Annotated in this window: 8 protein-coding genes and 1 pseudogene; 7 read left to right on the plus strand and 2 right to left on the minus strand. The window is 57.7% G+C overall.

Going from position 1 to position 21,904, the window contains the following annotated elements:
• Nucleotides 1-251: 251 nt before the first annotated feature.
• A complete protein-coding gene (locus ACR0AK_RS18050) occupies nucleotides 252-1,451 on the minus strand; it encodes an ROK family transcriptional regulator (protein WP_480794379.1) in 1,200 nt (399 codons plus the stop codon).
• Between the two features lie 186 nt (nucleotides 1,452-1,637).
• Here ACR0AK_RS18050 and ACR0AK_RS18055 point away from each other — a divergent pair, with 186 nt between their 5' ends.
• The 4 genes from ACR0AK_RS18055 (at nucleotide 1,638) to ACR0AK_RS18070 (ending at nucleotide 4,891) form a co-directional block, all read left to right on the plus strand.
• Complete coding sequence (locus ACR0AK_RS18055; protein ID WP_480794380.1) at nucleotides 1,638-2,657, plus strand: substrate-binding domain-containing protein; 1,020 nt, start codon at nucleotides 1,638-1,640, stop codon at nucleotides 2,655-2,657.
• A 118-nt stretch (nucleotides 2,658-2,775) separates the two neighbouring features.
• Entirely contained in the window at nucleotides 2,776-3,846 is a 1,071-nt protein-coding gene (locus tag ACR0AK_RS18060; protein WP_170560592.1) for an ABC transporter permease, read from the plus strand.
• Entirely contained in the window at nucleotides 3,846-4,628 is a 783-nt protein-coding gene (locus ACR0AK_RS18065; RefSeq protein ID WP_480794381.1) for an ATP-binding cassette domain-containing protein, read from the plus strand. The genes ACR0AK_RS18060 and ACR0AK_RS18065 overlap by 1 nt, the downstream gene beginning before the upstream one ends.
• Complete coding sequence (locus tag ACR0AK_RS18070) at nucleotides 4,625-4,891, plus strand: hypothetical protein (protein ID WP_480794382.1); 267 nt, start codon at nucleotides 4,625-4,627, stop codon at nucleotides 4,889-4,891. The genes ACR0AK_RS18065 and ACR0AK_RS18070 overlap by 4 nt, the downstream gene beginning before the upstream one ends.
• A 67-nt stretch (nucleotides 4,892-4,958) precedes the next feature.
• On the opposite strand, the pseudogene ACR0AK_RS18075 reads toward ACR0AK_RS18070, so the two are convergent.
• A pseudogene (locus ACR0AK_RS18075) lies at nucleotides 4,959-5,162 on the minus strand (cyclic nucleotide-binding domain-containing protein); the annotation flags it as partial.
• Between the two features lie 235 nt (nucleotides 5,163-5,397).
• On the opposite strand from ACR0AK_RS18075, the gene ACR0AK_RS18080 reads away from it, so the two are divergent.
• From ACR0AK_RS18080 to ACR0AK_RS18090, 3 genes are all read left to right on the plus strand, one after another.
• Nucleotides 5,398-6,327: a mechanosensitive ion channel family protein gene (locus tag ACR0AK_RS18080; RefSeq protein WP_480794383.1), complete on the plus strand. Its 930-nt coding sequence runs from the start codon at nucleotides 5,398-5,400 to the stop codon at nucleotides 6,325-6,327.
• Entirely contained in the window at nucleotides 6,327-7,757 is a 1,431-nt protein-coding gene (cls, locus tag ACR0AK_RS18085; protein ID WP_480794384.1) for a cardiolipin synthase, read from the plus strand. The genes ACR0AK_RS18080 and cls overlap by 1 nt, the downstream gene beginning before the upstream one ends.
• A gap of 944 nt (nucleotides 7,758-8,701) precedes the next feature.
• Entirely contained in the window at nucleotides 8,702-21,892 is a 13,191-nt protein-coding gene (locus ACR0AK_RS18090) for a hypothetical protein (protein ID WP_480794385.1), read from the plus strand.
• Nucleotides 21,893-21,904: the final 12 nt, after the last annotated feature.

A 21,904-nucleotide genomic window follows, 5' to 3' on the forward strand; every position in this document is an offset into this window, starting at 1 on the left:
GCCATCTGGAATGCAACGTCTAGCGGAGTTATTCTGCAGGTCCTGTCCCAAATTTTTGAGAATGCCAGAACAAACTGCCTCGTCAATCCGACTCAATGTTTGCGATGCAACCGAAATTGGTCTGATCACACTCTCTGGTGAAAACCCGATCCTTTACGAAGACGTCATCAATGGCGGTGTTGGTAGTGCAGGCTCTCTCGGTACGGACGCGATTGGCAAAGAGTTTGACGGACTTCCGCCCCGAGCTTTCGCTACATCCCAGAAAGGCCTGCGTTGGTGTTTAACAGAAACTGGCGGAAGATGGGGCTGCTTGCCGCCCCAATGCCGCGGGCGTTCTCACCAACTGCAGCGGGTTCAACGACAGGGGGGATCAGACCGCGTTTGTCTTGATTGACCAAATAACGGCGAACCCTTGAAACCAGTTCTTCCCGAACGTCCGGCGGAAAAGCTCCATCAATGAAGATGGCCTCAAAATCAATGACCGCACAAATAGACAGGGCAGCCTTGGCCAGTTCCTGTGCTGTAGTACCAATCCACGGCTCGACATATCGAGAAATACTGCTCCAATCCTGTGGTTTATTCCACAGAATACCCGGATCGACGCCTGCTTCGATCAACCGGTCTTCAAGCAAAAACAGCGAGGCGGTGTCAATCAATTGCTGGCTTTCACCCAATGGACCAGTTGTGCGCATCGCGCCCAAGGCACCCGCATTGCCTTGGTTGCCCTCAAAAACGGTGCCATTCAATGCAACGCCTCCACCAATCATTGAACCGATAAAGAAGTAAAAATAGTCGCGATATTCAGCCCCACGACCATAGAGGTGCTCGGCATGACACGCCGCCGTTGCGTCGTTAACAACAAACACCGGCAGATCGCTGAACCTGGCAACTTCGGAGAAAAAATTCACGTTCTTCCACGAACTGAATTTCCTGGCCGCGAGCCCGGACAGGTCGTGCCATTTCCATAGCTCGAACGGAGTGCCGATCCCGATACCGCATACGCGGTCGCGAAGCTTTTGAGGCTCGCGGGAAAGAAGCGTTTCCAAACCTGTTTCAAGAAAGCCAAAAATTACCTCTGGCAATGGGTAGTCATAGGTTGTGGAAAGTTGGTGACGCGGCTTGCCTTGAAAGTCGATTAAAAGCAGATCGGCGCTGCGCCGCCCGATCTTCATCCCTACCGATAGGATGCCTTCCGGGTTCAACTCCATGGGAATTGACGGCTTTCCCACCTTCCCTCGCAAAGGAGTACCACGCTTGAGAATCTCGTCCTTTTCCAGTTTGCGCAGAATAATTGAAACCGTCTGAGGAGAGAGGCCTGTCAGACGCGCGACGTCGGCGCCTGCGGTTGGTCCATGCCGTTGTAAAACCGTCAATATCAGACGTTCGTTATGATCGCGAACCCCGCTTTGACTCACTCCACCGGTCAGTGTTTTCAACGCCTCTTTTTCCATAAACCTGAACATAACCACCTTGTTTTCTTATGAAAAGGTGCTCAACCAAATTAATAAATAAACTTTATTTATTTATTGACAGCGAGACCAGAATCACAGTTTCCTTAACAAGACCTTCGTTGGAGGATGAAGGCAGGCCCCGCTGGTACACCGCGCGAGGCAACAACAATATTTTGGGAGGACAATATGAAAAATCTATTCAAGATTGCCGCATCCGCGACCGTGCTTACGATGGCAGCGGCCTCTGCACAGGCCGCCGGTGAGACTGTCTGCCTGATCACGAAAACGGACACCAATCCCTTCTTTGTAAAAATGAAAGAAGGCGCGACTGCTAAAGCGGAAGAGCTTGGCATGACTTTGAAGGCATTTGCCGGCAAAATTGATGGCGACCACGAAACTCAGGTTCAGGCCATCGAAACTTGCATCCTCGACGGAGCCAAGGGAATCCTTCTGACCGCTTCTGACACAAGTTCGATTGTCCCAGCAGTTCAGCAAGCACGCGACGCCGGTCTTTTGGTAATCGCGCTGGACACACCGCTGAGTCCGATCGATTCCGCGGACGCGACTTTTGCGACTGACAACTACAAGGCTGGTTTGTTGATCGGCCAATGGGCGAAAGCCAAAATGGGCGATGCGGCAGCGGATGCGAAAATCGCGACGCTGGATCTGAACGTCAGCCAGCCGACAGTGGATGTTCTGCGCAACCAAGGCTTTTTGGATGGTTTCGGGGTGGAGCTTGCCGACCCCAATGTAATCGGCGACGAAACTGATGCACGTCTGGTCGGCAGTGATGTAACTGACGGCAACGAAGAAGGTGGACGCCGTGCTATGGAGAACCTTCTGGCCAAGGATTCAGCGATCAACGTCGTTCACACGATCAATGAGCCAGCTGCAGCTGGTGCCTACGAAGCCTTGAAATCAATCGGCCGTGAAAATGATGTCCTTATCGTATCCGTCGATGGCGGCTGCCCTGGCGTTCAGAATGTAGAAGCCGGAGTGATCGGCGCCACAAGCCAGCAATACCCTCTTTTGATGGCATCGCTGGGTGTGGAGGCAGTGAAAAAATGGGCCGAAGAAGGCGTGAAACCTGAAAACACACCTGGAAAAGATTTCTATGATACAGGTGTCGCTCTCATCACAGATCAACCTGTGGACGGTGTTGAGTCGATTTCAGTCGCAGAAGGCCTGGAGCTCTGCTGGGGCTAAATTCAGACTTGTCGGGTGAGGCGTTTTTGGATGCCTCACCATTCCTTTCGCAAACGAACCGAAAGTTCCTGTAAACTGATCTCGTGGCCCTGAATCTGGTCGCGAAAAAGGTGAAGATATGTCTGACGCAAACCAAGATGCCCAGGAATTTGAAACTGCTGCAAATCGAGCAGAGACCGTGGCAGAGTTCGAGCACAACAGACGTGGTGCGCTGGGAAACTTGCAGCACCTGCTCCATGTAAACCCGTCCTTCGTGCCACTGATCGTCCTTATCGGAGCGATTTTGATCTTTGGTCTGCTTTTGGGTTCAAAGTTTTTCTCACCTTTTGCAATGACCCTGATCCTCCAACAGGTTCAGATCGTCGGCATCGTAGCTGCAGCGCAGAGCCTGGTAATTCTGACAGCTGGCATCGATCTGAGCGTTGGCGCAATCATGGTCTTTTCTTCGGTCATCATGGGTCAATTCTCATTCCGGTATGGAATACCGGTCCCAATAGCCGTGATGTGCGGTCTTGCAGTCGGTACACTGATCGGCGCACTCAACGGTTGGCTTGTCAGCCGGGTTAAACTGCCCCCGTTCATTGTCACGCTTGGAATGTGGCAGATCGTTCTCGCTACCAACTTCCTGTATTCTGCAAATGAGACGATCCGCAGCCAAGACATCGAGGCCAACGCACCGTTTCTTCAATTTTTTGGCACCAAATTCAGCATCGGCGGAGCGACCTTTACCGTTGGTGTCATGTTCATGCTCATTCTGATCTTTGTGTTGGCCTATGCGCTCAAGCACACCGCCTGGGGCCGGCATGTCTATGCTGTGGGCGACGATCCTGAAGCTGCAGAGCTTTCCGGCGTCAACGTTCACCGGACACTCATGTCCGTCTATATGTTGTCCGGACTGATTTGCGCATTTGCCGGTTGGGCCCTGATCGGTCGCATCGGATCTGTTTCACCGACTTCTGGCCAATTGGCCAATATCGAAAGCATCACTGCGGTTGTGATCGGAGGTATTTCGTTGTTCGGCGGGCGTGGATCCATTCTCGGATCGCTCTTTGGTGCACTGATCGTCGGTGTTTTCACTCTTGGACTCAGGTTGCTCGGCGCAGACGCGCAATGGACCTTCCTTCTTATCGGACTTCTCATCATCGCTGCGGTCGCGGTCGACCAGTGGATCAGAAAGGTATCGGGCTAATGTCGGACACAACACCAGTGGTAAAGGGCCGCGGGATCGTAAAACGCTATGGCCACGTGACCGCCATTGACCACTCCGACTTTGAATTAAGACAGGGGGAAATCCTTGCCGTCATCGGAGATAACGGCGCTGGCAAATCCTCAATAGTCAAGGCGATCTGCGGTGCTACGATTCCGGATGAGGGCGAGATTCTGATCGAGGGCAAAAAGGTCAACTTCACCTCTCCAATCGACGCCCGGAACATGGGGATTGAGATAGTCTATCAGCAGCTTGCCATGTCCCCTGCCCTTTCAATTGCGGACAACATGTTCATGGGTCGCGAGATCCGCAAACAAGGTTTCATGGGCAAGTACCTGCGCCAGCTCGACAGGCCAGCAATGGAAAAGTTCGCCCGTGAAAAACTGACCGAGCTTGGCCTGATGACCGTCCAGTCAATCAATCAGGCGGTCGAGACGCTCTCGGGCGGACAGCGCCAAGGCGTTGCCGTTGCCCGCGCTGCTGCGTTTGCAACGAAGTTCATCATCATGGACGAACCCACGGCCGCTTTAGGGGTCAAGGAAAGTCGCAAGGTGCTTGAGCTGATTCAAGATGTGCGGGCGCGTGGCATTCCGATCATACTCATTAGCCACAACATGCCGCATGTGTTCGAGGTTGCCGACCGTATTCACGTACACCGGCTGGGTAAAAGGCTCTGCACCATCGATCCCAAGGACTACACGATGTCCGACGCCGTGGCGTTCATGACCGGTGCCAAAGAGCCCCCAAAAGAGGACGCCGCTTGATCGATCAGGATGTCGAGCGCATATGCAACCTTGTCTCCGCCCGCATCCGGAATACCGACACTGGCAGAGACCGTAGTGCAATCGCTGAACGCGAAACAAAGTTCCGAGGTGCCGTTGGCGCGATTGGGATCAGTGATACCTACTTTTCAGGAATGCGTGGTTGTCACGACAATGACGCGGGCTTTTCTGGATGCCGCACTCCGGAATATCAAATCTTCGACGCGGATTTCGATCCGTTGCAATCGTTTGCCAAGTTGGCGTGACACGTCCAGGCTGAAATCCGGCAACGTGCTCATAAGTTCTAAGTACAAGGCTTGGTAGTTTCAGAACTCAACAATTGCCGATTGCAACGGCATAGCTTTCACGAAACGCGTTGTTGAGAACTGGCAATTCTCCAAAAACTTCTCTGGGTTCGACAAAACCAGGTTTAAATTCACCACCCGATGCGGTGTTACGCAAAATGCGGGTCAAACCCTTTTCAAGAATGTAAACCTGTTCAGGATCCACCTCAGGACTGAATATTGTGTCTTTATCCTCATACCATCTTGTCTAAGCTCGCTGCCGCAATTGCTCTTGCGCTCGTTCCGGCAGGGTGTCTAGCCAGTTAAGAGAATCTAAGTGCCAGCGCGACAACGGTTTTTCCCTAATTCAAGTTAGTATCGCCCGACACATTCTGCCAATCGCCAAAACAGAGGGTAAACACAGCCTTGGTTATTCAAGGGCCTAATTGTCTGTTAGGCTAAAATGCACGGGACAAGGAAATAAATTAATGAACATAGCCGACTTTGTGTCGAAAACGGTCGAGCAGTGGGAAAAGGCGCTGATCGCCTTTACCCCAAATTTAATCCTAGGGGTTTTGTGCTTTGCTGCCTTTTTTGCTTTGGCTGCAATATGCCGTCGCATAATCCTGCGTTCTTTTCGGAAACTACCCAAACGACGTCAGCATCTCGCCTCGGTGATATCTACAATTGTCTTTATTGGCGTCTTGTTGTTTGGAACGTTTCTTTCGATTGATGCTCTGGGATTGGAAGACGCATTAACAAAACTGCTTGCCAGCGCCGGGGTTGTCGGAATCGTGATCGGCTTTGCCGTCAAGGACCTTACCGCCAATAGTTTTGCGGGTTTGCTTTTGAATACTCAGGCCCCTTTTCGGATCGGAGATTGGGTCGAAATTGATGGTACTTTCGGAACGGTCGAGCGCATCGGCCCAATCACAACCGAAATCAAGATGATGTCCGGTCAGTTAGTGTTCATACCGAACCAGGTGATCTATACCGGCTCGTTCAAAAACTACTCGACCTACGGAAAGCGGCGCGTCACCCTGAAATCAGGCGTCTCATACGGTGATGATCTGCACAAGGTTCGAGAGGTTACGCTAAACGAAATTCAAAAGGTTGAAGGTCTTCTGAAGGACGAGAAGATCGATTTTTTCTTTACCGGCATCGGTAGTTCGACGTTTAATTTCGAAGTTCGGTTCTGGATCAACTTTACTCGTGAGACAGATTACTTAATGGCGATGAACGATGCGGTGGTCCGCATTCACGACAGGTTCGATGCGGAATCCATTTCGCTCGCCTACAACGTTACAACACTGGATTTTGGCGTGAAGGGAGGCGTCAATCTGTTCGACCAAGAAATTCAGGTTTCCGATGCCCGGCATCCCGCCGCGGATGGCCGACCCGACAAGGACCACGCGTAATGACCTGGGTCCTTCTGCTGCATATTGGCCTCGCCTTGACGTTCACTATTCGCATTCTTCTGCGCGACGACTTTTCACCGCCTGCCAGGTTGGCTTGGTTTATCGTCATCGTCATAGTTCCCTGCTTCGGAAGCGCAATCTACTTTTTGTTTGGCGAAATTGACCTGGGTCGCCACGCGGACGAAAGCCACAAAGAGATTTTTCAGAGTATTCGCCGTGACGCATCGGATTACATGGGGAACAATGATGCTATTCCACAATTGATCGATCCCATTTTTCACTCCGGGTTTTCCTATGCCAGTTCGATCAACGGGTTTTATCCTGTCGATGGAAACCGGGCCATTCTTATGGCCGACGCCAACGAGACACGCGAAAGACTTGTCGCGGATATCGATGCTGCAAACGATCATGTCCATGTACTTTATTACATCTGGCTTGCCGACCATACGGGCACCGCGGTCGCAGAAGCTTTGATCCGCGCGGCGCAGCGCGGTGTTACGTGCCGCGCAATGGCAGACGGGCTAGGATCCCGGTTGCTGCTTAAATCGGACCTTTGGCAGCGCATGAAAGACGCAGGGGTCCACCTTGCCGTAGCTTTGCCGCTTGATCGGCCAATCCATACGATCTTCACCAGCAGGCTTGACCTGCGAAATCACCGCAAGATTACGGTCATTGATGGTCAGGTCACCTATTGCGGCAGTCGAAACTCTGCTGATCCCGAGTTCCTGATAAAAGCAAAATATGCTCCTTGGGTTGATATTATGCTCAGGCTCGAAGGACCGGTCGTTGCCCAAAACCAATTGCTATTCGCCAGCGACTGGATGCAAGCAACAGGCGAAGATCTGAGCGCTTTCAAACTAAGCTTTGATCGGGTGGATGGTGGATTTCCTGCGCAGGTCGTTGGGGACGGCCCCACAGAACGTCATGGGGCAACCCCACAACTGTTTTCAACGTTGATCGCCTGCGCGCAAGCCGAGCTCACGTTATCGACGCCATACTTCGTGCCTGACGCTACGGTGTTGGAAGCGTTGTGCGCCGCTGCGTATCGAGGCGTGCGCGTTGAATTGATCTTTCCAAAGGTAAATGACAGCTGGATCGTGGCTGCGGCCAGCCGAAGTTACTACCGCAAGCTGCTTGAAGCGGGCTGTATGATCCACGAGTTCAATGGCGGCCTGCTACATGCCAAAACCCTGACAATCGACGGAAAGATCAGTCTGATTGGATCGTCGAACCTCGACCTGCGCAGTTTTGACTTGAACTATGAAAACAACATTCTGCTTCAGGACTGCGGTACCACGGCGGCCATTTACCAACGGCAGCAGGACTATGTATCGCGATCAACATCGGTGGTCTTGTCGCAAGTGCTGGACTGGCCCCGGCGTCGACGTATCTGGCACAATGTCATCGCGACCATAGGCCCGGTTCTTTGATCAGGACGTTGGGTAGCGTGGCGCCAGGGACTTTTGCCTCCGAAGAGAACTAATTGAACTCGGCAATTGTCTTGGCCGGCTCATCTTTGTCTGTCGGCACCGGATCGGCCCTAATGTCAATTGTTTTCGATGAGTTTGCATCAACCAGGGGATCAGTTTCTGACAGCCAGAAACTCGCCGTGAACGACGGAACAACGTGGTTGGCGTCCAGAATGTTCCTATTTCATACTGTGTCGCCTTTGCCAGCGATTCAAACTGCACACACGATGCGGACGGGCCTGATGACGAGGAAACCGCCGGGCACTCCATGATGACAACACAATTTTTCCAGTTCAAAAAAATGAGTTTTGTTTGGGTGCGTCGCGCATCAAAGGCCCGAGATTCAATCATGATGGTCTTGGGATCGGTTCTTACTTCGTCCGGTAAGGCGAGAGCGCTCACTATGCGCCCTCAAATTTCACAGGCTTGTTTCATGCTAACGAGAAACCAGCAATCTAATTATTGGGTCCAGAAACGAGCCGTCAGATGTGGTGTTTTCGAAGGGTTGAGCATGGTCCATGCGCAGAGACGCAGTTGTTTAAAACTATTTCTAAACAATGCCATAAGTGTCATTTTGAGAGTTATCCGTTGCATTTTTGCAATAAGTTAAGGGGAACTCCAATAGGGCGAATTTAAATCCAAATATCTCCTTATTCTTGTGTCTATTTTACTTCGAGTTGAGATGGGGGAATCCGTTTAGTAGGCTGCCGTTCTGCGCGAACACGGCTTACCCCCACGTGTCGTGACTATGTCGAATATGGGGTGTACGAGTGTCCAAGAAATCAAATTTGTTTTTGGCGGTCTCTTTTTTAGCATTGATTTCAACGCCTTTGGCTGCAGCGCCCACAGCGGATTCAAAAGTAGGCGACACGGTGTCAAACCCGGTGACAGGTATGGACACCACCGTGAGCACTCTGATAGTTGACCCGGCTTCAACGCCTACAGCCGGTACAACAGCATTTGTAGAGACGGCGGATGGCTATGTTTTTCTGGTCAAAGATGTAGGCGATACAATCTACAATTCCGACAATCCGCCGCTTGCCTTCGAGATTGTCTCCATTTCCGGAACAACCGCTCAGATCAGCAATTCAGAGGCAACCGGAACGGCAAGTTTATCTACTCAGCTGACAACGTCTCAATACAATAGCAACTTCAATAGTTCCGGCACCCCCGGCGCTGTAACGCCACCCGAGGACGTTTCGGGGCCAAACGGCGTAAGCCAAGTTGTCTACGGTCGGGACGGCAGCAACGGCCGAGACGGTGCGTTGGTTGTTCCGCCCAGCTCGGGCGGTAATGGCGCAACTGGACCGACGCAAACAAAGACCCTGAGCAGTGATGTCAACGCCACCAGCAACATAGGGTGGCAGGTCGGCAGCGTCGGCGGCGATGGCGGCAACGGTGGTGACTCCTACCTGAGCTTCTGGGACGGACGCGATGGCGGCGATGGCGGCAAGGGCGGCACCGTCAACGCAACACAGTCCAGCAGCAGCACAATCCAAACCTCGGGCAGTGGAAATTACGGCATTTTCGCATTCAGTCGAAGTGGCGAGGCTGGGAATGGCGGCAGCGGGTTCGCCGCCCCCGGCGGTGGTACTGGCGGGCATTCAGCGGATGGCGGCAACGTGACCGTCACGCAGAGAGGTGAGATTTCGACGTCCGGAGATTCCGCAGATGGTATCTATGCACTGAGCGTTTCGAACAATGGTGGCAATGGTGGCGCGCAGTGGGGCCTGGTAGGATCTTCAGGTGACGGCGGCTATGGCGGCAGCGGCGGAGCTGTGACAGTCAATACCACATCGACCGGCAGCATTCTGACAACCGGCGACTATGCGAACGGGATTTATGCACAGTCGATTGGGGGTTCGGGTGGGTCCGCAGGGACCAGCGGCAACCTATTGGTGTCCTTAATCGGCGGTGCCGACAACGGCGGTAACGGCGGGACGGTCACGGTTTCCCATGCTGGCGCCATTGAGACACAGGGCGACTTTTCGCGCGGGATTGTGGCGCAGTCCATTGGCGGCGGCGGTGGGTCTGGCGGAACAGGAGGTGGCTTGGTTTCGCTGTCTCTGGGCGGGGTCGGATCGAATGGTGGCAGCGGCAGCGCCGTTAGCGTGACGGTTCAGGGCAGCGGCAGCATTCTGACCTCAGGCAAAGGTGCCGATGGGGTCATGGCGCAATCTATTGGCGGCAGTGGTGGCACGGGTGCGAACTCATACGGGTTGGTCGCAATCGGTGGCACCGGGTCAAGAGGAGGCACAGGAGCTGCAGTAAGCGTCAGTAACTACGGACAAATCCAGACCGGGGGCGACGGCGCACGCGGAATCATCGCCCAGTCGATTGGCGGCGGTGGCGGCGACGGTGGCTCGTCCGCCGGAATGGTATCCGTTGGCGGAAACGGCAGCGGCGGTGGCGCTGGATCAACTGTGACCATCGTCAATGACGGGATCATTACCACGACCGGAGACGATGCGATGGGCATTCTGGCCCAGTCCATCGGCGGTGGTGGCGGCAATGGCGGTTCTTCCGGAGCGGTCGGCGCATTCGTTGGCGTTGCCATCGGCGGCGATGGCGGGTCCGGAGGCAAAGGCGGCAACGTGAACGTCACGTTGTCGAACACTGACAGCAGCCAGCCATCTGCAATTCAAACCTCAGGCGATCGCTCCACTGGTGTGTTCGCACAATCCGTCGGCGGCGGCGGCGGCAATGGCGGCGGCGCTGTATCAGTCGCGGTTGGGGCCTTTGGCGCGGCTTCGGTCTCGGTCGGCGGATCGGCCGGCAGTGGCGGCGATGGCGGCGACGTATCGATCAGCGGCAGCGGGTCTGCCTCGGTGCAGACGGGCGGTGACGATGCAATTGGCGTCATGCTGCAATCCGTTGGCGGCGGTGGCGGCAATGGCGGATATGCGGTTTCTGTTGCGGTGTCTGGCGGCCCGGTTTCGGGCTCTTTGGCGGTTGGCGTCGGCGGCGATGGTAGCACGGGTGGCAAAGGCGGCACGGTCACGGTCGGCCAGTTTGACGGCAGTGGCTCTCCGACGGCTGCCGGGTTTGAAGGAACAGTTGTCACAACCGGGAACCGCTCGACCGGTATGCTGTTTCAATCCGTTGGCGGCGGTGGTGGTAATGGCGGCTTGGCTGTGGCGGCAACCGGCGGTGCGTCGGCGCTGTTTTCCGGCAATGTCTCTGTTGGTGTCGGCGGTGAGGCTGGCAGTGGCGGCGACGGCGGCGATGTGCAGGTCTATACCAAGGCTGACATCACGACGACGGGAACCAGTTCGAGCGCTTTGATCGCGCAATCCGTCGGCGGTGGCGGCGGCAATGGCGGTGGCAGCATCGCAGCCGGTGTCAGCGCAAGCGGCGTGGCGGCAATTGGGATCAACGTGGGTGTTGGCGGAGATGGCGGCGGTGCTGGGATCGGCGGCGACGTCACCCTGATTGCAGGCGGGACAAACATCGAAACCAGCGGAGCGTTTTCCAGCGGTGTTGTCGCACAGTCCGTGGGTGGCGGCGGCGGCAATGGCGGCTACAGCGTCGGCGCGAGCGCCGATATTGGCGGGGCGGCTGCTGGGTCTGTCAGTGTGGGCCTTGGCGGCAAAGCCGGCGGTGGCGGTGACGGCGGCGCAGTAACCGCACAGGTTGACGCAAACGTCACAACGCGGGGCGATGACTCTGGTGCTGTTGTAGTTCAGTCCATCGGCGGCGGTGGCGGCAATGGCGGCTTCAGTGTCGCCGCGGGTCTGGCCGCAGGCGGAGCCGGTGCAGGAACCGTTGGTGTCGGGCTTGGCGGCGAAGGCGGCAGCGGCGGTATCGGCGGCAGCGTGACCGGTGTTCTCGTCAACGGTGATGTCCGCACCGAGGGACTGCGCTCGACCGGTGTTGTGATCCAGTCCATCGGCGGTGGCGGTGGCAACGGCGGTTTCAATGTGACGGCTGGTGTGGCCGCTGGTGGCGCAGGCGCTGGTTCGATTGGTGTCGGACTTGGCGGCGGCGGTGCAACAGGCGGCAATGGCGGCATTGTTGAAGGACAGGTCGTGGGCAACGTGACCACGCTTTCCGACAATTCCAGCGGTGTCGTATTCCAATCTATCGGCGGCGGTGGCGGCAATGGCGGTTTCAACGTAACCGCCGGGGTAGCCGGTGCAGGCGCTGGCGGCGGCGCGGTTACGGTTGGCTTGGGCGGCGACGCGTCCGGCGGTGGGATCGGTCGTTCAGTGACTGGTCGGGTTACCGGGACACTCAGCACGACTGGTGCGGATTCGACGGCGGTTCTGGCGCAATCCGTCGGCGGCGGCGGCGGTAATGGAGGCTTTAATGTCAGCGCCTCACTCGCGGGCGCGGGTGTGGGCAGCGGTGCCGTTTCAGTTGGGCTGGGCGGCAGCGGCGGCACAGGTGCAACTGGTGGCACGGTAAATCTGACAACAACGGATGCAATCGTAACGGCTGGGGACAGGTCGTCCGGCGTAGTCGCTCAGTCCATTGGCGGCGGCGGCGGCAATGGCGGCTTCAACGTCTCGGGCACTGGCGCCGGCGCCGGTGTTGGATCCGGCGCAGTTAGCGTGGGACTTGGCGGCAACGGAGCTGGAGGCGGCGATGGCGGCGCGGTTACGCTGACCTCAGGCGGAACCATCCTGACGCAGGGCGACTCGTCGACGGCATTTCTAGCCCAATCTATCGGTGGCGGCGGCGGTAACGGCGGATTCAACGTGAGCGCTTCGGTCCAGGGATCTGGCGTTGGCGGGGGCGGAGTCTCGGTTGGCCTTGGTGGCGATGGCGCAGGCGGGGGAGACGGTAACACCGTCATCGCGACGTCCAACAATTCGGTTGAAACCCGTGGTGATCAGTCCTCGGGCGTAGTGGCGCAATCCATCGGCGGCGGCGGCGGTAATGGCGGATTCAATGTTTCTCCGGTTCTGTCGGGTGCAGGAACGGGTAGTGGCGCGGTCAGCGTCGGATTGGGCGGATCCGGTGATACGGGCGGTGATGGCGGAAACGTGACACTGACGTCAAACGGCACCATTCTGACTGACGGCTTTGCCTCTGGCGGTTTTGTGGCGCAATCCCTTGGCGGTGGCGGTGGTAACGGCGGCTTTAACGTTTCGCCGACCCTGTCTGGTGCAGGCGTCGGTGCGGGTTCAGTTTCGGTTGGGCTGGGCGGTTCAGGCGGCGGCGGAGGCGACGGCAGTCTAGTGACCGCGAGCACAACAGCCAACGTTGTGACCAAAGGCGATGCTTCAGTTGGTATTCTGGCACAGTCCGTTGGCGGTGGCGGCGGCAATGGGGGCTTTAATATTTCGCCTGCATTGGCTGGTGCGGGCACCGGGTCAGGCGCGATCAGCGTCGGTCTGGGCGGGTCTGGTGGTAGCGGTGGCACCGGCGGTGTTGTTGGTCTGACCGTCGCGAATAGTGTGCAAACCGAAGGCGCGCAATCGAGCGCGGTTGTTGCCCAGTCCATCGGTGGAGGCGGCGGCAACGGTGGTTTCAACGTATCGGCATCCGTCGGTGGCGCGGGCACCGGTTCTGGCGCAGCTGCTGTGGGTCTAGGTGGCCGGGGAACCGGCGGAGGCGATGCCTCAGCGGTAACCGCAAACGTGACCGGAAACCTTGTGACGTTGGGCGAAACCGCGACCGGTTTGCTGGCGCAGTCCGTCGGCGGCGGCGGCGGTAACGGTGGAATGAATATCTCGGTCGCGGTTGCGGCAGCTGGCACTGGATCGGGCGGCGCATCCGTTGGTCTGGGGGGCGCATCCGGAACGGGCGGCGACGGTGGCACGGCTGAGGCCACACTGAACGGCAACGTCTCGACCCGAGAGGATGAGTCCAGCGGCTTTATCGTTCAAAGCCTTGGCGGCGGCGGTGGCAATGGCGGTATGAACGTGTCCGCCACTGTCACAGTTGCCGGAACCGGCAGCGGTGGTGCGTCGGTCGGGCTAGGCGGAAGCGGCGGCAGCGGTGGCAACGCGAACACGGCTAACGGGACGGTCGTGGGTAACGTAACCACCGCAGGTGACAATTCAGGTGGTGTTTTGGTTCAGTCCGCCGCGGGCGGCGGTGGCAACGGAGGGCTGAATGTTTCGGCCGCCGTAAACATCTCGGGCACGGGCGGCGGCGCAATTGGCGTTGGCATCGGTGGGTCCGGCGGTGACGGCGGGAATGCAAGTACGGCCACCGGCTCGGTTACCGGGGACGTAACCACAGGCGGCGACAACTCTACCGGTGTTCTGGTTCAGTCTGTGGGCGGCGGCGGTGGCAATGGCGGCGTCAACATTTCGGGTGCTCTCAGCATTGCGCGCACGGGATCCGGCGCGGCAGGTATCGGGGTCGGCGGCTTTGGCGGCAGCGGCGGCACGAGCGGTGCGGTCAGCAATACGTTCTCGGGCAATGTCAGCACATCCGGAACGCGTTCGGCCGGGATCATCGCGCAGAGCCTCGGCGGTGGCGGCGGTAACGGTGCCACGAATATTTCCGGCGCGATTTCGGTCGCCAGCAACTACTCTGGCGGTCTTGGGATCGGTGTTGGTGGTTTTGGTGGCGACGGTGGTGCAGCCGACAATGTCACGCAGCAAGTCACAGGCGATGTCGCAACGACAGGGGATGACTCAGTTGGCATTCTGACGCAAAGCCTTGGTGGTGGCGGCGGCAATGGTGGCACCAGCATTTCATCCGCCCTGTCCTTGTCCCGGTCCGCCAACGCGGCCGTGGCCATTGGTGTTGGCGGCTTTGGCGGTGGCGGTGCAGATGCCGGTGCGCTTGTGCAATCGACCATCACCGGCGGCGTCTCGACCAGCGGCGATCGCAGCACCGGGATTCTGACACAAAACCTTGGCGGCGGTGGCGGCAATGGCGGAACGAATATCTCAGCCTCACTGGGTATCAGCCAGGAAAATGGCGGATCCGTCAGCCTGGGCGTTGGTGGGTTCGGTGGCGGCGCCGGCAATGCTGGCGCAGTGATCAGCACATTGCGGTCCCGTACGGATGGCAGCGGAACAACTTCGGTTGTTACAACCGGTGCTGACAGTATCGGTGTCATGGCGCAATCCGTCGGAGGCGGCGGCGGTAACGGCGGTCTCAACGTCTCGGGTGCCGTGAACCTGACTGGGAAATCTGGTGCGGCGGTGGCTTTGGGCCTCGGCGGCTTTGGCGGCGGCGGCGGTGATGCCGGAGCTGTAACACTGGATGTTGAAAGCGATGTTGTAACCGCTGGTGACGGGTCGCATGGCATTTTCGCACAGAGCCTCGGCGGCGGTGGCGGCACTGGAGGTGTGAATATCTCTGGCTCTCTTGCGCTGACAAAACCCTCGGGGTCGGACACTATTTTCTCGGTCGCGGCTGGCGTCGGCGGGTTTGGTGGATCGGGCGGTGATGCCAGCGATGTTGATCTGGACTACACGGGGAACATTCAGGCAGTTCCGATGGTCAAACAATCCGACGGCACCTTTGCGGTCGATCAGAGCAAGGGTGCCAGCGGTATCATTGCGCAATCGCTGGGTGGCGGTGGCGGTAATGGCGGCACCAATGTGTCCGGCGGTATCGCGATCAGCGGCAAGCCCGGTGCCGGCCAAACGGATAGCAGCAAGTCTTACGCGGTCGTCGTTGGCGTTGGTGGCTTTGGCGGTGGCGGCGGTGATGCCGGAAACGTAGATGTAAATATTGGTGCCGGAAGCACAATCAAAGCTCATGGCACCGGGCAATCCGGCCTGTTGGCGCAATCCGTTGGCGGCGGTGGCGGCAATGGCGGTCTGAATGTGTCGGGCGGGATCGTGTCCGACAGCTCTCTGATTGTTGGTGTTGGCGGATTTGCGGGTGACGGTGGCAAGGCTGGTGATGTGACGGTTACATCCCAAGCGGACATCACGGTCACAACGAACCCGGATGACATCTCGGTCCCCGATACAACCACGTTTGAAGACAAGCTACGCGATTTCCTCGGCGACACGATTGTCGACGATACAGAAGAGATGGTGTCGGACTTTGGTCTCGAACGCCTGTTTATCGATATGGGCGTCTTCAACGAAGAAAAGCCTGACACTGATGGCTCGGCCGGTTTGTTGGCGCAGTCCATCGGCGGCGGTGGCGGCAATGGCGGTCTGAACGTTTCGGGCGGCATTGCGCTAAGCAAGGATGGCAAGATCCCATCGGTCACCTTCGGTGTTGGCGGATTTGGTGGCGACGGTAATGTTTCCGGTGATGTGACCGTTGATCATACCGGTGCTGTGTCCGTGGCGGGCAACTGGAAACACGGCGTTTTGGCCCAGTCCATCGCTGGCGGCGGCGGCAACGGCGCGCTCAACGTGACCGGACAACTGAACTATGGCGACTCCAACAACTCAGACGGCAAAACCGATTTGAGCATCGTGGGTGGTTTGGGCGGCCACGGCGGAACCGGCGCGGATGCCGGTGATGTCCAGGTCACGCAATCCGGCGCTATCTCGACAAACGGGTATCACGCGCGCGGTGTCTTTGCGCAAAGCATCGGCGGCGGCGGAGGAACCGGTGGGATCAATGCGACGTTCGTTGGCACCAAAGACAGCTCACCGATTGCCATGGGCATCGGCGGCTTTGGCGGCGGTGGCGGAGACGCAGGCGATGTCACTGTGGCGCGGGGCACCACTGCTTTGGCGGCAGGGACCATCACAACTGACGGTGTTGGTTCGCATGGCATCGAAGCCTCTAGCATTGGCGGTGGTGGCGGAGATGCCGGCATCAACGCGGTTGTGGGCATCAGCAAGACCAACGGCAGTCAGAGCAACGGCGGCACCGGCGATTCATCCGACCGCAAAACACCGACCAACACGGGCGTAGATGACTCGGTAATTGCCAATTACAACAACGTGCTAGATGAGCTTGAAGGCAAGGTGAATCCGGCGGATTCTTCTGGCAACAAATCTGGCATGTCGGCTGTTGTTGCCATCGGTGGTGATGCCGGAACTGCAGGGGATGGCGGCACAGTCGATATTGACAATTACGGCGATATCCTCACGAAACAGGACGGCAGTCATGGTGTATTCGGCCAATCCATTGGCGGCGGCGGCGGAAACGCAGCACTGAACCTGGCATTCGCCTACGAACTGTCATCGAACCAATCCAACAAAGGTTTTGGTCTTGCTGTAGGCGGCGGCACCGGTGAGGGCGGCATCGGCGGCGCAGTCGATGTGCGAAACACCGGCGATATCTCTACGCTCGGCGCGGATTCACATGGCCTGTTCGCCCAATCCGTTGGCGGCGGAGGCGGCAACGCGGGGTATAACTCTGCCTCGACTTCTGTGGATGGCGGCAACGTCAATATCCAGATCGGTCGGACCGGAGGTACCGGTGGCAGCGGCGGTGATGTTTATGCCAGCTCGGACGGCATCGTCAGCACCGCAGGCGACCGGTCTTACGGGTTCTTTGCCCAATCCATTGGCAACGGCGGCGGCAATTCGTCCTCGATCTCAGCCAGCATCGGTACGCCAAAGACCGGCGACAGCAAAGGCAACAAGGCCAGCGTGTCGGTCGGTTTGGCCGGCGGCACTGGCGGAGCGGCAGGTGATGTAACTTCCGTTATTGCCGGGACCGTGGTCACTCAGGGTGACGACGCCCATGCAGTGTTCGCCCAATCCGTTGGCGGCGGAGGCGGCAACGGCGGCAAGGCCAGCAACTCGGCCGGTGGCGGGATTTCAGCATCACTTTCCATCGGCGGCACCGGAGGCACCGGAGGCGTTGGCGGCAAAGTCGATGTGACGAGCTCTGCGCGAATTTCAACGTCGGGCGAGCGCTCGATCGGCCTGCTGGCGCAATCGGTGGGCGGCGCAGGCGGCACCGGTGGTATGGTGCAGGCGGGTCAGAGTAATCTGGATACGATCAAATCCTTCATCAGCCCATCAACCGTTGGGACGGCAGCTTCGATCAATATCGGGGGCACCGGCGGAGACGGTATGACTTCGGACACGGTAACAGTTGTGAATGATGGCATAGTCACGACTGCCGGCATGATGGCGCATGGTATCTATGCGCAATCCGTGGGCGGCGGCGGCGGCATGGGTGGTCTGGTAGAAAACCGTATCATCAACCTTCGCAAAGAGATCGGCAACACGGCGACAATTTCCATTGGCGGCAATGGCGGCACCGGCGCGATGTCTGCAGCAGTTTCGGTCACCAACCGAAATATAATCGCAACGGAGGGCGACAAATCCATCGGCATTTACGCGCAGTCTGTCGGCGGTGGCGGCGGTGACGCGCAGCAGGTGCGCAACATCATTCTGGGACGGTCCTCGGACGGGGCGACCACAAACGCCATTCTGATCGGTGGCTCGGGTGGTACCGGCGGCTCTGGCAGCACGGTGACTGTCGTCAATGAAGTGGATGCCAATATCCTTACCACTGGCAAGGAAAGCCACGGTATCTTTGCGCAATCCGTTGGCGGTGGCGGCGGCAACGGTGGTTCCACGATCTCGGTCGACGGGCGCTATGGCGGGGCTGAGGCGTCCACACGGCGAGCCTTGCAATTCGGGCTGGGCGGATCGGGCGGCACCGGCGGAACTGGTGGCGACGTCTCGGTTACGAATGCCGGGACGATCTTGACGACCGGTGATGGTGCGCATGGTATCTTCGCGCAGTCCGTCGGTGGCGGTGGCGGCAATGGTGGCAGCTCGATGACCGGGACGCTGCGGTTGAAAACCGGGGACAACAGCTCTCCGACGGCACAGCTGAACATCGGTGGCTCGGGCGGCAGCGGTAATGTCGCAGGCAACGTGGTTGTTACGAACAGCGGTAATATCCGAGTTGATGGCACGGGTGCATACGGCATCATGGCACAATCCGTTGGCGGTGGCGGCGGCAATGGCGGTCTGGCCGTTGCGATGGATGTCAACGACCTCAAGAACACCATGACAGGAAAATCCTATTCGAAGATCGCTATTGGCGGATCGGGCGGGGATGGCTCAGATGGCGGAGACGTGACGGTGAACCATACCGGAGCGATTGTCGTGAATGCGGACAACGGATTCGGCATCTTCGCACAATCTGTCGGCGGCGGCGGCGGCAACGCCGGATATTCGGTATCGTCTCCGTTGGTTTCAGCGCTGGATTACACGGTCTCGCAATTGCTTGGTGCACGCGAAGGGACCACTGGGTCGGTGGGAACCGTTACCGTGAATTCGACCGGCGACATTCTTGTGAATGGATCCGGGAGCGAGGCCATCTTTGCACAATCAGTGAATGGCGGCGGCGGCAATGTGGAATCCTCGGTTGATTTCACAACCGAAACTGCCAGCGCCGACGGCACTGGGACTGTCTATATCAGCGATATCTCTCTGGGTGGCGACGAAGTCTCGGATACCGCAGGCAACCAGATCACGCAGTCGCACATTGGCAACATCGCGACGACAAGCGACCGCTCGACTGGTTTGATGTTGCAAAGCGTTGGCGGTGGCGGCGGCACTTCTGCGAACAATATCGGTGTTCAGGACGGTGACGGTATCGATATCACCGGACGCCTGGGTGCGATCAACACGGATGATGCCAGCGGTGGCAACGTGAGTGGCAGCAGGACGGGCGATGTGGGAACCGACGGCGCGTTTTCGACGGCAGGAACAACGCAATCCATCGGCGGCGGCGGCGGCAAACTTGTTCTGAACAGTACCGGCACAGTGGATGCAAACAAAGCAGCTTCGCTGATCCTGGGCTCTGATCCCAGCTTCAACAATGATGGCGGTGATATCGCGCTGTCATTGGACGGAGATGTATTCACCAGCGGCGACCGTTCATTTGGTCAAAGCGTCCAGAGTATCGGCGCAGGCGGTGGTGAAGTTGTCATCGCGGGTTTGGGACAGGCCGATGTGACGCTTGGTGCGCAGGATGGATCGACCGGTGATGGCGGTGACGTCGACTTTGCCAATACTGGCGACATGACCACCAGCGGCAACGGATCACACGGGTTCGTCATTCAAAGCATCGGTGGCGGTGGTGGCCTTGTGTCGACAGACATGGAAGCCAGCAAGATCGCCGTGGACCTTTCATCCGACAATGGCGGCAATGGTGGCGACATCGGATTTACACAATCCGGCAACATCGTCACCACCGGCGAAAACGCGATTGGTGTCGTTGCACAATCGCTAGGCGGCGGCGGTGGCATGGTGGACTCAGTCTTCCGTGGGTCCGCAGGTGGTGCCGGTGCCGGCGGCGCGATTGATATGGCGCTGGACGGCAATATCCTATCCGTCAGCGAAGGCGGCATTGGTGTTCTGGCCCAATCTCAAGGACGCGACGGGGCCGGTCCAATCACGCTTGGGTTCAACGGTGTCGTCATGGGCGGCACTGGCCAGACGGACGCTGTTGCATCAATCGTCGTGGAAGGTGGTGCGAACAACGCGCTGACTTTGTCCAAGGACACCATGCTGCTTGCCGGGAATAACCAGCTAATCAACGGCGGTGACGGGAACGAGCAAATTTCGTTGGCGGGTAAAGCGCTTGGCAATCTGGATCTTGGAACCGGTACCAACGTCCTGACGGTCGAGGAAGAAGGTGCGTTTTATGCGCTGGATACGATCAATCTGGGCAATAACGGATTGATGCAGGTGAATGGCGACTTTGTCTTAGGGGCGAACTGGGGCCTGAATACAGACATGACACCAAACGTTCAGTCGGGTGACTTTGTCTTTACCGGGAATGTCAGCCAGACTACGAACCTGACCGGAAGTCTGGCCCTGGGTGCGACGGCATCCTCGACCTTCGATGTGTACTTCCTGACCAGTGGCGCATCTGGCGGCAACAGTGATCTGATCAATGTCAGTGGTGATGCCACGATGGGCGGTACATTGACGCCGCAGCTCAATACCCTTCAACGGGCGTTGCCCCTTGTCATTGTCAATCCCGGCGGTACGGCGGCGGATGCAGGAACGACGATTCAGGACACCGTAGTGTTGGATTACTCAATCGGATTGAACGGCTCGACTTCAGACGGCAGTTCGATTGATCTGGTGATCACACCGGACTATTCGACCGCCAATATGAACGCGAACGAAGCGGCCGTTGGTGACTACATCAATGATGTTCTGAATGGACAGGGTTCTGCTGCACAAGGCGAGCTGTTCGCCCTGATCGGGAATATGACGTCAGAAGCGGACGTCATCGCAGCGATCGGCGCTTTCACTGTGGCCGACTACGCAGCGGACGCGGTTGATGCCTACTACGGTACGCGGGTATTCGCAGACGCACTGCACAATTGCGAGCGGTTTACCAATTATCAGGCAGGAGATGATCCGCGCAATTGCGTCTGGTTCTCCGGGGGAAGGTCCTTCTACGACCGCGACCAGACCGGTATCTACGATGAGTTGGACATCAACAACACCAACCTGTCTGGCGGCGTCCGTTTGCCTGTTGGGGACGAGCTCTATGCCGGTTTCGCAGTGGGTCACGACCAGATCAGCTTGCGGAACGGTTCACAGTACAATGCGACCGGCGACCGGTTCAATCTGGGCGCGTCGCTGACCAAATACACCGGACCTTGGGAGTTCGCTGCCATGCTTTCAGCCGGATGGTCGGACTATGATACAGTTCGGTCTGGCGGGATCAGCGGCGTGCTGCCCAACGGAACCGTGGTTGATACGGTTGGCGTCAGCTCGATCAAGCATAAGATGAACCACCAGAACCTGCGGCTGAGTTTTGCATATGACCACAGGTTTGCCGGTGGCAACTCTTATCTGCGACCCGAAATCGCTGTTGACGCAACCCGTCTGGCAACGGAAAGCAACGGTGACGCAACCCTTTCGGGGATTGTCCTGCAGGACGATAGTGAATTGATCTATTCGCTGACGCCGTCGCTTGAGATCGGGACTGAACAAATACTCAGCGCTTCCCAAAAACTGCGCGCAAGTTTCCGGGCCGGTGCCATCATCTCATCAAATGACAAGGTATCAGTAAGCGCCGGGTTCGCAGGTGCCAGTGCTGCCGATGGCGGGTTTACGAATACCAGCTTTGTTGGAGACGCCCATGGGGTGGTCTCGGCGCGACTGGGGCTGTTCGCACTGGACGACAGCAGCTTTATTAATCTGAGTCTCGATCATATGTTCGGTGACTCAACCAAGGCTCTCCAGGTCGGACTGGGCCTCGGACTACAATTCTAAGCAATGAGGGAC

This window comes from Ruegeria sp. BI12 (assembly GCF_056537985.1).

What these genes read in the sequence shown, in the direction of transcription:
- ACR0AK_RS18055 (WP_480794380.1), top strand. Translation starts at nt 1,638, where the DNA reads ATGAAAAATCTATTCAAGATTGCCGCATCCGCGACCGTGCTTACGATG.
- cls (WP_480794384.1), top strand. Translation starts at nt 6,327, where the DNA reads ATGACCTGGGTCCTTCTGCTGCATATTGGCCTCGCCTTGACGTTCACT.
- ACR0AK_RS18060 (WP_170560592.1), top strand. Translation starts at nt 2,776, where the DNA reads ATGTCTGACGCAAACCAAGATGCCCAGGAATTTGAAACTGCTGCAAAT.
- ACR0AK_RS18080 (WP_480794383.1), top strand. Translation starts at nt 5,398, where the DNA reads ATGAACATAGCCGACTTTGTGTCGAAAACGGTCGAGCAGTGGGAAAAG.
- ACR0AK_RS18065 (WP_480794381.1), top strand. Translation starts at nt 3,846, where the DNA reads ATGTCGGACACAACACCAGTGGTAAAGGGCCGCGGGATCGTAAAACGC.
- ACR0AK_RS18050 (WP_480794379.1), bottom strand. Translation starts at nt 1,451, where the DNA reads ATGGAAAAAGAGGCGTTGAAAACACTGACCGGTGGAGTGAGTCAAAGC.